The organism is uncultured Rothia sp. (assembly GCF_937976295.1).
Lineage (GTDB): Bacteria > Actinomycetota > Actinomycetes > Actinomycetales > Micrococcaceae > Rothia.
In genome coordinates, this window is sequence record NZ_CALJRY010000375.1 from 1 (window position 1) to 12,183 (window position 12,183).

The following is a 12,183-nucleotide window of genomic DNA, read 5'->3' on the forward strand; positions in this document are numbered from 1 at the left end:
AAAAAATGCGGGTAGGGTAAATCTCGGATACACGACGAATACCAGCTACGCCCGCGTTCGGGGTAGCCCGAACGGAAGAGAACCACCATGAGCCAGCAGAACCAGCTCGAACCGACAGGTTTTACCACCCGCACCATCCACGCCGTGCACGATGCCCGCTACGATGCCTCCGTGCCGCCGGTCTACCTGGCCAGCACCTTCGGTACCGCCGGTGAGGACACCACCTACATGTACCAGCGCGGCGCGAACCCCACACGTGACGATCTGCAAGCGACCCTCGCCGCGCTCGAAGGTGCCGCGCACGCTTACGCGTACCCTTCCGGCATGGCGGCCACCGCCGCGGCCCTGGGTATCCTGGAGGCGGGCGATACCCTGCTGCTGGGCATGCCCTCCTACGGCGGCACCTACCGTTTTGCTACGACTGAGCTGTCCAAGCGCGCCGTGAAGACCCGCTTCATCAGCGATTTTTCGGTTCTCTCCGATGATGACTTCACCCCCGATGTGAAGGCCGTCTTCTTGGAGACCCCCACGAACCCGACCCTGCAGGTCACTGACATTGCAGCCATTGCGGAGCTGGCGCACCGTCACGGGGCGTTGCTCATCGTAGATAACACCTTTATGACTCCGTACCTGCAGCGTCCCCTGGAGCTTGGCGCGGACATCACCGTGCAGTCGGCCACTAAGTTCCTTGCCGGTCATGCGGATCTACTCGCCGGTGTGGCCGCCACGAACGATTCCGATCTTGCGGTTCAGCTGCACCGCGGCCAGCTTGTCAGCGGCGCGCTGCTGCCCCCTATCGATTCCTACCGTCTGCTGCAGGATGTGAAAACCCTGGCCCTGCGCCTGGAACGCCAGCAACAGAACGCCCGCGAGCTCATCGATTTTCTATCCGCCCGCCCCGAGGTTGAGCAGATTTTCTACCCCGGTAGCTCTTCCGAGGAGCAGGCCGAGATTCAGTCACGCCAAGCCCGCGGTATTGGTTCCGTGTTCTCGCTGCTACTTGCGGAGGGAGGGGACGCACAGGCCTTCGCCCGCGCCCTGCCCATTTTCGTGAACGCCGTGAGCCTGGGCGGTATCGAATCGCTCGTGAGCCTGCCCGCGCACACCACGCACGGGGCTTACGCGCAGGAGCATCGCGACGAGTTCGGTGTGGATGACCGCCTGGTACGCCTGGCAATCGGCATTGAGGATGTCCAGGACCTCACCGCCGCCCTGGAGATCGGTCTGAAGGCCGCCTTTGCCGGCTAGGTTCGTGCCGCCGGTTCATACCGCTGGCGAACGTCGCCGGTCCATACCGCAGATTTCAACTTTCGCACCACACATCAACGTAGATTAAGGAACCAAGAATGACCGTTCTCAACACCTCCGCCGTGCTGAACCGACGCTCCCTGCTACTGGGCGCGGCCCTCGCCGGAACCACCGGCCTGCTCGCCGCCTGCTCCGGCGGTAACGGCTCCAGCGCAGGCTCCGCACAGAGCTCCTCCAACCTGCTGGAGTCCATCAAGTCCGCGGGCAAAATCCGCATCGGCGTGGAGGGTACCTACCGCCCCTACACCTACCACGACGCCTCCGGTAAGCTCGCCGGTTTCGAGTACGACATCGCCGAGACCCTCGCCAAGGACCTGGGCGTGACCGCCGAGTACATCGAAACCCCCTGGGACTCGCTGATTGCTGGCGTGGATGCGGGCCGCTACGATATTGTGCTCAACAACGTAGCCCCCACTGAGGAACGCAAGAAGAAGTACGACTTCTCCGTGCCCTACGCGCATTCTCGTGCCCGTGTGGGTGTGAAGAAAGACTCTCCGCTGCAGAACGTCAGTGAGATCTCCGGTCACACTGCCGCCCAGAGCGCCACCAGCAACTACCGCAAGCTCGTGGAGGAACGCGGCGCCACCATCATCGAAGTTACCGGTTTCGACGAGGCCATCGAGCAGGTGCTCACCGGCCGCGCCGAGCTGACCGCCAACGACTCCGTGTCCTTCGCCGAGTACTTTAAGGAGCACCCGGACGCCAACCTGCGCCTGCTGGAGGGCGAGCTCGGCCCCGGCACCAACGTCGCCGTTCTGCTGCCCAAGAACCAGACCGCGCTGAAGGATGCGATTGACGCCTCCATCAAGAAGCACCTGGGCAACGGCGACTTCAAAGCAATTTTCGAGAAGCACGTGGGCGAGGACTTGAGCCCCACCTCCTAAGCTTTCGTGAAAGGCTCGGAAGGGGTTCGCCTTCCAGGACTTCCGACACCGCGTCGTGCGTGGTTGATGTCTCAGCCGCTTTTCCCGTATTGATGAGAGAATATGACGGAATGTTACGTTGAATTCTTCCCCACCGGGAATAGCTGTACGATAGCCAACGTTGCACCTGCTGAGAGGGGCACACCGCATGATGCCCCCGGGTTGCCGCAGGGTGACAACCCGCAACTACAAGAGCATCAACCACCACACGAAAGAAGAACAATATGTCCGCAATGATTAACCGACGCACCGTCCTTGCAGGCTCCGCATTCACCGGCCTGGCTGCACTGCTCGCAGCGTGCGGTTCCTCTTCCTCCAGCAGCAGCGCCGCATCCAGCACCAATATGCTGGAGGCCATCAAGTCTGCCGGCAAGATCCGTGTGGGCCTGGAGGGCACCTACCGCCCCTTCTCCTTCCACGATTCGGACGGCAACCTGGTCGGTTTCGAGAAGGAAATCGCCGACCTGATCGCTAAGGACCTGGGCGTCACCGCAGAGTTCATCGAAACCCCCTGGGATTCCCTGATTGCCGGTGTGGACGCTGGCCGCTACGACATCGTCATCAACAACGTCTCTGCAACCGATGAGCGTAAGCAGAAGTACGACTTCTCCATACCCTACCTGTACTCCGAGCCGAAGGTTGCCGTGAAGAAGGATTCTTCCCTGCAGAACGTGAGCGAGATTTCTGGCCACTCCTCGGCGCAGTCTGAGACCTCGAACTTCCGCAAGATGATGGAGGCGAAGGGCGCCTCGATCGTGGTTGTTTCCGGTTTCGATGAGGCTATCGAGCAGGTCCTCTCGGGCCGTGCAGAGATGACCGCGAACGACTCCGTGTCCTTCGCTGAGTACTTCAAGGAGCACCCGGACGCTAACCTGCGCCTGCTCGAAGGTGACCTGGGCACCGGCAGCAACTCCTCCATCCTGCTGCCTAAGGGCCAGGACGCCCTGCGTAACGCTATCGACGAGTCGCTGAAGAGGCACCTGGAGAACGGTAACATCAGGGCGATTTACGAGAAGTACGTGGGCGAAGACCTCTCCCCGAAGAACTAATTTTCTGAAGGAGCTGAGTTCCGTTCATGGAACGCTACCTGAATCTTTGGGCTGAGTCCCTGCCCCAGCTGCTGAGCGCGACCCTGGCAGTGACCATTCCACTGTCGTTGATTTCTTTCGCGGTGGCGCTGCTGGTGGGCATCATCTCTGCTGGCGCGCGCACGAGCCGCTTCGCACCGGTGAACTGGCTGGCGTGGGTGTACATTTGGGTTTTCCGTGGCACCCCGCTGCTGGTTCAGCTGTTTATCGTCTTCTACGGCCTGCCGAAGGTTGGTATCGCCCTGGACGTGTGGAGTGCCGCGATTATCACGATGAGCCTGCACACCGGCGCGTACGTGGCGGAGACGTTCCGTTCCGCGGTGGCGGCTATTCCGCGCGGCCAGTTTGAGGCGGCGGCAACCCTGAACTTCACCCGCATGCAGACCCTGCGCCACGTGGTCATTCCGCAGGCGGTGCGTATTGCGCTGCCGAACCTGGGCAATAACTTCATTGATCTGATTAAGGGCACCTCGCTGGTGTCGGTCATTTCGATGGTTGACCTGTTCCAGACCGGTAAGCAGATCGCGTCGCGTACCTTTGAGCCGCTGGCAATGTACTCGCAGGTCGCCATCATTTACCTGGTGATTTTCACCCTGCTGACCGCCGCGCAGTCTGCACTGGAGAAGTACAGCAACCGTTACGTGAGGAGCAACAATGCTTAGCGTTGATTCCCTGTCGAAGAGCTTCGGTGAGACCCAGGTGCTCAAGAACATCAGCCTGGACATCCCCGACGGTGAGACCACGGTGATTCTGGGCCCCTCCGGTAGCGGTAAGTCCACTCTGCTACGTTGCCTGAACCTGCTGGAAACCCCGCAGTCCGGCACGCTCACCATTGACGATGCGCAGGTGGATTACAGCCAGAAGCTCACCGACGCGCAGGTGCGTGATATTCGTTCCCGTTCGGCGATGGTGTTCCAGCAGTTCAACCTGTTCCCGAACTACACGGCGTTGAAGAACGTGGCGCTCGCCCCGACCCTCAACGGCACTCTGAGCGCTCAGCAGGCGCAGGAGCGTGCCCGCGAGCTGTTGGCGAAGGTGGGTCTTGCCGATAAGGTGGATTCCTACCCGGACGCCCTCTCGGGTGGTCAGCAGCAGCGTGTGGCGATTGCCCGCGCCCTGGCGCTGGAACCGGCCTACCTGCTTTTTGATGAGCCGACGAGTGCGCTGGATCCCGAGCTGGAGGCGGAGGTTATTCGCGTGCTCATGCAGCTGGCGAAGGAGGGCCGCTCCCTGGTCATCGTGACGCACAATATGGCGTTTGCGAAGAAGGTTGCGGATCGTATTGTGTTCCTGGAGAACGGTACTCTGCGCTATAACGGTGAGCCGACCGGCTTCTTCGCTTCGGATGATGAGCGTATCCGTAAGTTCTTGACCGTGTACGACAGCACCGAGTACACGATTTAGGCATACTGCACATAGTAAATATGGGCTGGTTTCTGCCGGTCAGATAATCGTCTGACGAGCGGAAACCAGCCCATATTCTATATTTAGCATATATTGGTTTTTAGTCTGAAAGGCCCTTAGATCGGCGGTACTCCTCCAGCTGCTCAGCAGTAATCACCTCAAACTTCTCAGTGAGCGGAGCACCGGGCGCCCAGCCCTCATTAGCAACGGTGTGGTTCTCCTGCTTACCAAAAGCGAAGAGACGCGGGCGAGGCACACGCAGCTCAGCCGGGGTGGTCGGCAACTGCCAATTCTTCGCATGGGAGAGTACACCAAACACCAGGCACAGGAGAATAGACAGCGCCATCGCAAGGTTCGGGCGGTGGAACAAACCGGTTACCAGGGCGGTCTCAGAAGCACCCACAAACGCGACCGTCGCGTACAGGGAGTTGCCACCAAAAATTGCCGGAATGCGGTTGACCATAATGTCACGAATAACACCGCCACCAACCGCGGTGGTCACACCCAGCGCGATAGCGGGCAACCAGTGCAGGCCCAAGCTCAGGGACTTAATGGTGCCGGTGGCAGCCCAACATCCCATGCCAATAAAGTCGATAACCAGCATGGTTCGGGTCGCCCAGCGGGCACTCAAATCGATGCTGTACGCCAGAATCGAGGATCCGATAGCACCCACCCAGTAGCCGCCGTCGGTGAGTGCCACCGGCAGCCCCGAGTTCAGCAGGATGTCACGGATCATGCCGCCGCCCATGCCGCAGGCGACCGCGAGCAGCAGGAAGCCCACGATGTCGAACCGGAAGGCGCGCGCCACGGCACCGCCGAGCAGGCCGTTAGCGACAACGGCGGCAATGTCGACGATGCGGAATACCTGATCCGGGTCAAAGAACTCGTGCATGGGCGTTCTCCTGCGTACGTGGCATGTGTGCTGTGGGTGCGGGTAAGGGGCGCGCACGGTGGGCGGGTCGGGTGACGACGTTATCACCGCATCCGGCTCTGTCTGCCTGTGCGCGTACCTGAAATGGCACCGATTTATTGTAGACCCGCCGCCGCTCCTGCTCCTAGTTGAGAGGCGCTTGTATCAAGGGTGTAGGTTCTAACGCTTAGTGGGTTTAGCCCAGTGCCTCAGCCAGCTTGAACGAGTCGAGCCGTATGAGATATTGCCTTATCGATAGCATGCAAGGGTAATGCATCCTGCTACCTCTACGGGGGTGTAACCGTAGCGTTTGTAGAGTGCAATGGCGTGTTCATTACCGACGTCGGTAGTAATGAGTCGCTGTCGAATGTCTTCTCGGTCAAAGTCCTCAATGACACGCTTGAGAAGCGCAGAACCAATGCCCTGACGCTGAGCCTGCGGATGTATTAGGAGGTCCTGAATGTAGGCGATAGAATGTCCGTCCCCGACTGCGCGTACTAGCCCGACGAGCCGTCCCGTTCCTTGTGGTGTCACCTCTCGTGCTGTGTAGAGATACCGTGAACCTTCCAACATGGGGAGGAGACGTTCGGGCGTTTTGGTATATGCGCTCCAGCCTACAGCGTCGTAGAGCTCGGTAAGTTCTTCTGTACTGGGGTAGGGGTTGCTGGAGTCTAAAATACAGTACCGCATACAGGCATTGTATAGCGCCGGGGGAGGACATATATCTGCCGCTGAGTGCGTTTATTGGCCACCGCGGAGCTTGGAGTATAAACGAAGCGGCGCATCCGACCCGGAAAAGGGAAGGATGCGCCGCTTCTGTGTAAGCTCTAACGCTTAGTGGGTTTAGCCCAGTGCCTCAGCCAGCTGAATGCCCTGTGCCACGCCACCGAGGGTTGCAGCAATACGGATCAGGTCGTTGATCTGTTCCTTGGTTGCGCCCTCTTCACGCAGGGTGTGCTCGTGAGCCTCAACGCAGTGGGAGCAGCCGTTGACTGCGGACACTGCCAGTGCGAACATCTCGAAGTCCAGCTTCTCAATGCCACCGTTCTTACCGATGATCTGCATGCGCAGGTTTGCGCGCTGGTCATCGTATGCACCGTGCAGGAAGCCGCGGGTGCGGTAGAAGATGTTGTTCATGCCCATGATGGTTGCAGCACCCAGAGCAGCCTCGTAAGCGGTGTCGCTCAGGTGCTCCTTAGCCTCTGCAGCAATCTCAACAACAACAGAGTCAACCTTGGTTGCTGCTGCGGTTGCGAGGATTGCGCCCCAGAGCTGCTGCTCGGACAGGGAGGTGATGCGGGGCAGGGAGGACAGGTTGAGGTTCATGTCCTTCGCGTAGGAAGGCAGAGCCGAACGCAGGTTATCGATGCTCACGGATTACTTCATCTCCTTGAATGCGTCGATGGTCTCTGCACCCTTCTTCCAGTTGCATGCGCACAGCTCGTCGGACTGCAGTGCGTCCAGCTGGCGGAGCACCTCGTCGGTGTTACGGCCGACGGAGTCAGCGGTAATGGAGACCGACTGGATGGTGTTGTGGGGGTCGATGATGAAGGTTGCGCGGTCTGCAACGCCGTCCTTGTTCAGGATGCCCAGTGCGCTGGTCAGCTCACGCTTGAGGTCGGATGCCATGACGATGGGCAGGTCCAGGAGCTCTTCGTGGGAGCGGCGCCATGCGTAGTGGGTGTACTCGTTGTCGACGGAAACGCCGATCACCTGGGTGTCGCGTGCCTCGAACTCGTCAGCGAGCTTGCCGAATGCAGCAATCTCGGTGGGGCAGACGAAGGTGAAGTCCTTCGGCCAGAAGAAGACGACGCGCCAGGTGTCTTCGTCCAGACCCTCGGAGGAGACGGTGGTGAAGTAGTCTTCGGGCTTGGTTGCTTCGATGTCAGCCAGCTTACCGGGGACAACGCCGGTGAGCTCGTATGCGGGGAACTGGTCGCCGATGGTCAGAACTGCCATGGTGTTCTTCTTTCTACTTCGTGCCGCGCGGATTCGGTGCGCGGCGCTTGTTCTAAGTGGTGCCCAGTGGGCGGGCTTGATAACCATTTTATTATGAATAATTCATAATAATCAAGCGTCATTGGATTAAAACCTAAAGGTTTAAGTATGATTTGCATCACTGAATATTTTGGGGTGTTCAAAAGCTTCCCCATGCGCACATCCCACCCACAAACCACACCTGCAAACCCCAGGGGGTAAGCTCGAATCATGACCCCCGAACACAGTGAATACGCAGAGCCCAGCTACGCAGAACCTAACCAGCCCGAACTCATCACCGAACGCCTCACCCTGCGCCACCTGCGCGAGGCGGACATCCCCGACATCGTGGAAGCCTGCCGCGACGAAGAAACCCTCCGTTTCACCCGCCTCCCGTTGAACTACACACGCGCCGACGCCGAGGACTACCTGCTCACCACCGCCCGTCAGATTGCCGCCGGGCAGATTCAACGCTGGGCGATTGACGCCTCCGGCGTGTTTGCCGGGACCATCGAATTGCGCCTGGCTGACGGCACCCCCGAAAGCCCCGGAACTCGCGCCGAACTGGGCTATTACACCGCCCCGAAGGCGCGCGGAAAGGGCTACATGACCGAGGCGCTACGAGCCGTCCTCGGCTACGCTTTCGACCCGCTCGGACTGGGCCTTGAGACCGTCCGCTGGACCGCCCTGGCGGGTAACGAGGCATCAGAACGAGTGGCGGTTAAAGCGGGTTTCACCGGCATCTATGACGATATTGACCCGAACTCCGGCCGCCCCGACGAGAACGGCCACCCGGTGCAGCATCGGGTGCGCCGCGCCGATATGACCCGCGCGCAATTCGCGGCGCTCTGGGCAAGCTAGGCTCTGGGTGCAAACTAGCTCTGGACGTAACGTGCACGGGGTTGAGCGGGAACCTGCAACAGCTACCTGATGCCGAAGCCGCGGAACGAGCCGCTCGGCTCCTCCCACTCGACGAGCACCTCATCCACGCGCCCGGCGGTGTCGTCACCGCGCAGCACGTCCACCAGGCGAGCGCAGGAGGCGGCGGTACCCTCCGCAACGACTTTTACGCGCCCGTCGTCGAGGTTTTCGGCGTAGCCGGTCAGGCCCATGGGCTTGGCGGTTCCGGCGCACCACCAGCGGAAACCCACGCCCTGCACTTTGCCGCTTACGAAAGCGACGAGGCGGATTTCGGCGGGTTCTGCCGGGGTACGGTCGGTGAAGAAATCAAAGAAACCCATGGGTCCTCCCGGGGACATCTCATTGAGGGTGGTCTGATGGGGGCGAGCGCCGGTGGTGGCGCTCTGACAGCTTCTATAGCTTTAGTCTAGAGGGTGCGGGGTGCCTGTTGCCTGGTTGCCGCGCGTACGCGCCGTGAAGAGTTGAATAAGGGTAGAGCAACCGAAGCCGCGCTCTGAAAAGGAGTAACATTAGGGACATTCACTAAGCGGCAACGCTGACCACGCAGACATCTACCCGCATACACCCCATCCCTGGAGGATCATTGAGTTCACGCCCTAAAAAAGCGCCTCTTGTCGGCAACCCGGCGAAGGCACCCTACAAGCCCTGGCCTGCTCTCTGGTCCCTCGTCGTGGGCTTCTTCATGATCCTTGTGGACGGCAATATTGTCACCATCGCCCTGCCGCACATGCTGCAGGATTTGGAGGCGTCCCTGTCGGAGGGCATGTGGGTGACGAGCGCCTACCTGCTGGCGTACGCTGTGCCGCTGCTCATTACCGGTCGTATGGGTGACCGCTTCGGTCAGAAGAACCTGTACATGATCGGTATGGGTATTTTTACGTTTGCTTCCCTGTGGTGTGGTCTGGGGGCGGATGTTCAGTCGCTCATCGCCGCCCGCGTGGTGCAGGGTCTGGGCGCATCGCTGATGACCCCGCAGACCATGTCTCTGATTACGCTGATGTTCCCGCCGAATGCGCGCGGTGTCGCCATGAGCATTTGGGGTGCGACTGCGGGCATTGCCGCGCTGGTCGGCCCGATTCTGGGTGGCGTGCTGGTGGATGCCCTCAGCTGGGGCTGGATTTTCTTCATCAACATTCCTGTGGGCCTGGTTGGTTTAGTCTTGGCGTGGCGTAATGTGCCGGTGTTCGAGCAGAAGAACCACAGCTTCGACTGGTTGGGCGTGGTGCTTTCGGCGGTCGGTCTGTTCCTACTGGTTTTCGGCATTCAGGAAGGCGCCACCTACAACTGGGGCACCATCACTGACTCCTTCATGGGCACCGGTATTGCGGTGAGCGTGTGGGGTCTGATTATTGCCGGCATTATGGTGCTGACGCTGTTCATTGGCTGGCAGGCTATTAACCCGCGTGAGCCGCTGGTTCCGCTGAGCCTGTTCCGTGACCGTAACTTCTCCGTGTCGAATGTGGCAATCTCTGCTATGGGTGTGGTCGCTATCAGTATGGCGTTCCCGCTGACCCTGTTCCTGCAGCAGGTGGAGGGTCTGGACCCGACTGAGGCCGCGCTGATGACTGCGCCGATGGCTTTGGCGTCGGGTGCGTTGGCGCCGGTGGTGGGTGCGCGTCTGAACCGTTATGACCCGAAGTGGTTTGCGGTGAGTGGCTTTACGCTGCTGGTTATTGGTTTTGCTTTGCTCCGCCCGACGATGGTGGCTGACGGAAACCTGTGGCTGATGGTTGGCCCGATGATTATTCTGGGTACGGCGAACGCCTGCATTTGGGGTCCGCTGTCGGTGTCTGCGACCCGTAACCTGCCGCCTGAGCGTGCCGGTGCCGGTTCGGGCGTGTACAACGAGACCCGCCAGATGGCGTCGGTGCTCGGTTCGGCTGCGATTACTACGATTATGGCTTCTGCAATTACCTCGCACCTTTCCGCGTTGGGTCCGGCTGCCGCAGCGGGCGGTAGCTCTCACGGCGGTGCAGCAGGCGGCGTGCTTCCGCAGATTCTGCGTGAACCCTACGCGGCGGCAATGGCGGATTCCATGATGCTGCCGCTGGTTGCGGCAGCGGTGGGCGCGGTCGTGTGCCTGTTCTACGCCTCCGCAAAGGCTTCGGAGGCGAAGGGTGCCGCACAGAACGCTGCACGGAACACTGAGGCAGAGCCTGATGTAGAAAACACTAAATAGAGGCTTATCAAAGCGCTTTTACGTAATGTTCGCCATGTCAACGCGAATACGGTGCGTACACCGAGACAAGGCATATAAGCGCTGTGTATGATGAAGCGGGTCATTGTTGCTCTGAGGTGTCAAAACCTCACGAAAACAATGACCCGCTGCTCTTTTAAGCGGTATCCCGCGCCACCATACTTGTTCGGGGTGTCGCACTGCAGCGCATACATGATTCACTCTCACGCATCGGCTACGCCTGATGACCCAACGGTTCACTCAACGCCACCCACGGCTAATCGCATCATCACGGGGGTCTTCACGCGCATCCATGCGAACGAACACAAGAAGAGATACAGATGGCTTTCTCCTTTTCTACTCGTGCGGCACGCACCGCGCTCGCCTCGGCGGCTCTGCTGGTGCTCGGTACTGTAGCCGCACCTGCCGCTAATGCGTACAACCCCGATATTGACGGCGACGGCATCCCCAACACCTGGGAGATGAAGGGCTACGACGCCGACGGCGACGGCAAGATTGATGTTGACTACCCCGCAATGGGTGCTAATCCGCTGAAGAAGGACCTCTTCGTGGAGATGGACTACATGCCCGACCTGCTCGCCAGCGAGGATGAGCTCGACCGCATTACCGACATTTACGCGAAGCTGCCAATCCGCAACCCCAACGGCACCACTGGCATCAACATTCACCTGGATGCCGGTAGTGCCCGCAGCGCTAAGTACAACCTTGGCGGCGGCAACGAGGTAGCACACGAGCAGCTGGACGGCGGCATGCAGCGCTGGCGTGAGATTCGCGCCAAGAACATGGACCCCAACCGTGAAAGTGTATTCCACTACATGATTTGGGGTGACTCCCACGGCGATAACAGTTCATCCGGGCAGGGCTGGGTCGGTGGCCGCGGCTTCGTTGTGACTGTTGGCCCGCGCTTCTGGGGTAAGTCCGCAACCTCCGACGTTCGCGTGGCGACCTTTGTGCACGAGCTGGGCCACAACCTCGGCATGGACCACGGTGGTACCGACGGCGTGAACTACAAGCCGAACTACCTGAGCGTCATGAACTACCGCTACCAGCTGCGTGGTCTGGAACGTGCGGACGGCACGAAGTACTTCAGCTACTCGACCCGCGCCTACAAGGACCTGGACGAAACCAAGCTGGACGAGAAGACCGGCTTCGGCCGTAACGCCTACGGTTTCTACTACAATGGCAAGCCCGCCTGGGAAGCTATCGACTTCAACGGCAACGGCAAGATTGACGATGAGCCGGTTGAAGCCGATATCAACGGTGACGGTGAGAAAACCGTCTTGACCGCGCCGAACGACTTGAAGATCCTGAAGCTGCAGGCTAAGGGTAAGGAAGTTCAGCAGGGTGCGTACTCTCCCGAGTCGGAGCTTTCCGGTGAGATTGAAGACAACGAAATGACCGCTGAGTACGCTCGCGCTGAGGGTCTGGTTCCCGCGAAGGACTAGCCTTTAGCGA

General features: G+C 60.0%; 13 protein-coding genes. 8 read left to right on the forward strand and 5 right to left on the reverse strand.

Features of this window, described 5'->3' with window-relative positions; translation table 11 throughout:
- The first annotated feature begins 87 nt into the window (after positions 1 to 87).
- The 5 genes from Q0216_RS09920 (at position 88) to Q0216_RS09940 (ending at position 4,723) form a co-directional block, all read left to right on the forward strand.
- Complete coding sequence (locus Q0216_RS09920; RefSeq protein ID WP_298594984.1) at positions 88 to 1,248, forward strand: PLP-dependent aspartate aminotransferase family protein; 1,161 nt, start codon at positions 88 to 90, stop codon at positions 1,246 to 1,248.
- A 98-nt stretch (positions 1,249 to 1,346) separates the two neighbouring features.
- On the forward strand, positions 1,347 to 2,192 hold the full coding sequence (locus Q0216_RS09925; protein WP_298594986.1) for a transporter substrate-binding domain-containing protein: 846 nt from the start codon (positions 1,347 to 1,349) through the stop codon (positions 2,190 to 2,192).
- Between the two features lie 263 nt (positions 2,193 to 2,455).
- Complete coding sequence (locus tag Q0216_RS09930) at positions 2,456 to 3,280, forward strand: transporter substrate-binding domain-containing protein (protein WP_298594988.1); 825 nt, start codon at positions 2,456 to 2,458, stop codon at positions 3,278 to 3,280.
- Positions 3,281 to 3,306: 26 nt separating this feature from the next.
- Positions 3,307 to 3,981: an amino acid ABC transporter permease gene (locus Q0216_RS09935; RefSeq protein ID WP_298594990.1), complete on the forward strand. Its 675-nt coding sequence runs from the start codon at positions 3,307 to 3,309 to the stop codon at positions 3,979 to 3,981.
- On the forward strand, positions 3,974 to 4,723 hold the full coding sequence (locus Q0216_RS09940; protein ID WP_298594992.1) for an amino acid ABC transporter ATP-binding protein: 750 nt from the start codon (positions 3,974 to 3,976) through the stop codon (positions 4,721 to 4,723). Before Q0216_RS09935 ends, Q0216_RS09940 begins: the two co-directional genes overlap by 8 nt.
- A gap of 100 nt (positions 4,724 to 4,823) precedes the next feature.
- On the opposite strand, the gene Q0216_RS09945 is transcribed toward Q0216_RS09940, so the two are convergent.
- The 4 genes from Q0216_RS09945 to Q0216_RS09960 all read right to left on the reverse strand — a co-directional run bounded on the left by Q0216_RS09945 (position 4,824) and on the right by Q0216_RS09960 (position 7,592).
- Entirely contained in the window at positions 4,824 to 5,615 is a 792-nt protein-coding gene (locus Q0216_RS09945; RefSeq protein ID WP_298594993.1) for a trimeric intracellular cation channel family protein, read from the reverse strand.
- A 267-nt stretch (positions 5,616 to 5,882) separates the two neighbouring features.
- Entirely contained in the window at positions 5,883 to 6,167 is a 285-nt protein-coding gene (locus Q0216_RS09950) for an N-acetyltransferase (RefSeq protein WP_298594996.1), read from the reverse strand.
- A gap of 309 nt (positions 6,168 to 6,476) precedes the next feature.
- A complete protein-coding gene (locus Q0216_RS09955; RefSeq protein WP_298594998.1) occupies positions 6,477 to 7,007 on the reverse strand; it encodes a carboxymuconolactone decarboxylase family protein in 531 nt (176 codons plus the stop codon).
- Positions 7,008 to 7,010: 3 nt separating this feature from the next.
- A complete protein-coding gene (locus Q0216_RS09960) occupies positions 7,011 to 7,592 on the reverse strand; it encodes a peroxiredoxin (protein ID WP_298595001.1) in 582 nt (193 codons plus the stop codon).
- A gap of 249 nt (positions 7,593 to 7,841) precedes the next feature.
- On the opposite strand from Q0216_RS09960, the gene Q0216_RS09965 reads away from it, so the two are divergent.
- Positions 7,842 to 8,471, forward strand: coding sequence for a GNAT family N-acetyltransferase (locus tag Q0216_RS09965; RefSeq protein ID WP_298595004.1), 630 nt, complete (start codon positions 7,842 to 7,844; stop codon positions 8,469 to 8,471).
- A 62-nt stretch (positions 8,472 to 8,533) separates the two neighbouring features.
- Here the strand turns inward: Q0216_RS09965 and Q0216_RS09970 are convergent, their stop codons facing one another.
- Entirely contained in the window at positions 8,534 to 8,851 is a 318-nt protein-coding gene (locus Q0216_RS09970; RefSeq protein ID WP_049327397.1) for an acylphosphatase, read from the reverse strand.
- Positions 8,852 to 9,114: 263 nt separating this feature from the next.
- Between Q0216_RS09970 and Q0216_RS09975 the strand changes: the two genes are divergently transcribed.
- Positions 9,115 to 10,710 (forward strand): DHA2 family efflux MFS transporter permease subunit, encoded by a 1,596-nt coding sequence (locus Q0216_RS09975; protein ID WP_298595008.1) that lies wholly within the window; start codon positions 9,115 to 9,117, stop codon positions 10,708 to 10,710.
- A gap of 338 nt (positions 10,711 to 11,048) precedes the next feature.
- Positions 11,049 to 12,173, forward strand: a complete 1,125-nt coding sequence (locus Q0216_RS09980) for a C4-dicarboxylate ABC transporter substrate-binding protein (RefSeq protein ID WP_298595011.1) — start codon at positions 11,049 to 11,051, stop codon at positions 12,171 to 12,173.
- The last annotated feature ends 10 nt before the right edge of the window (positions 12,174 to 12,183 follow it).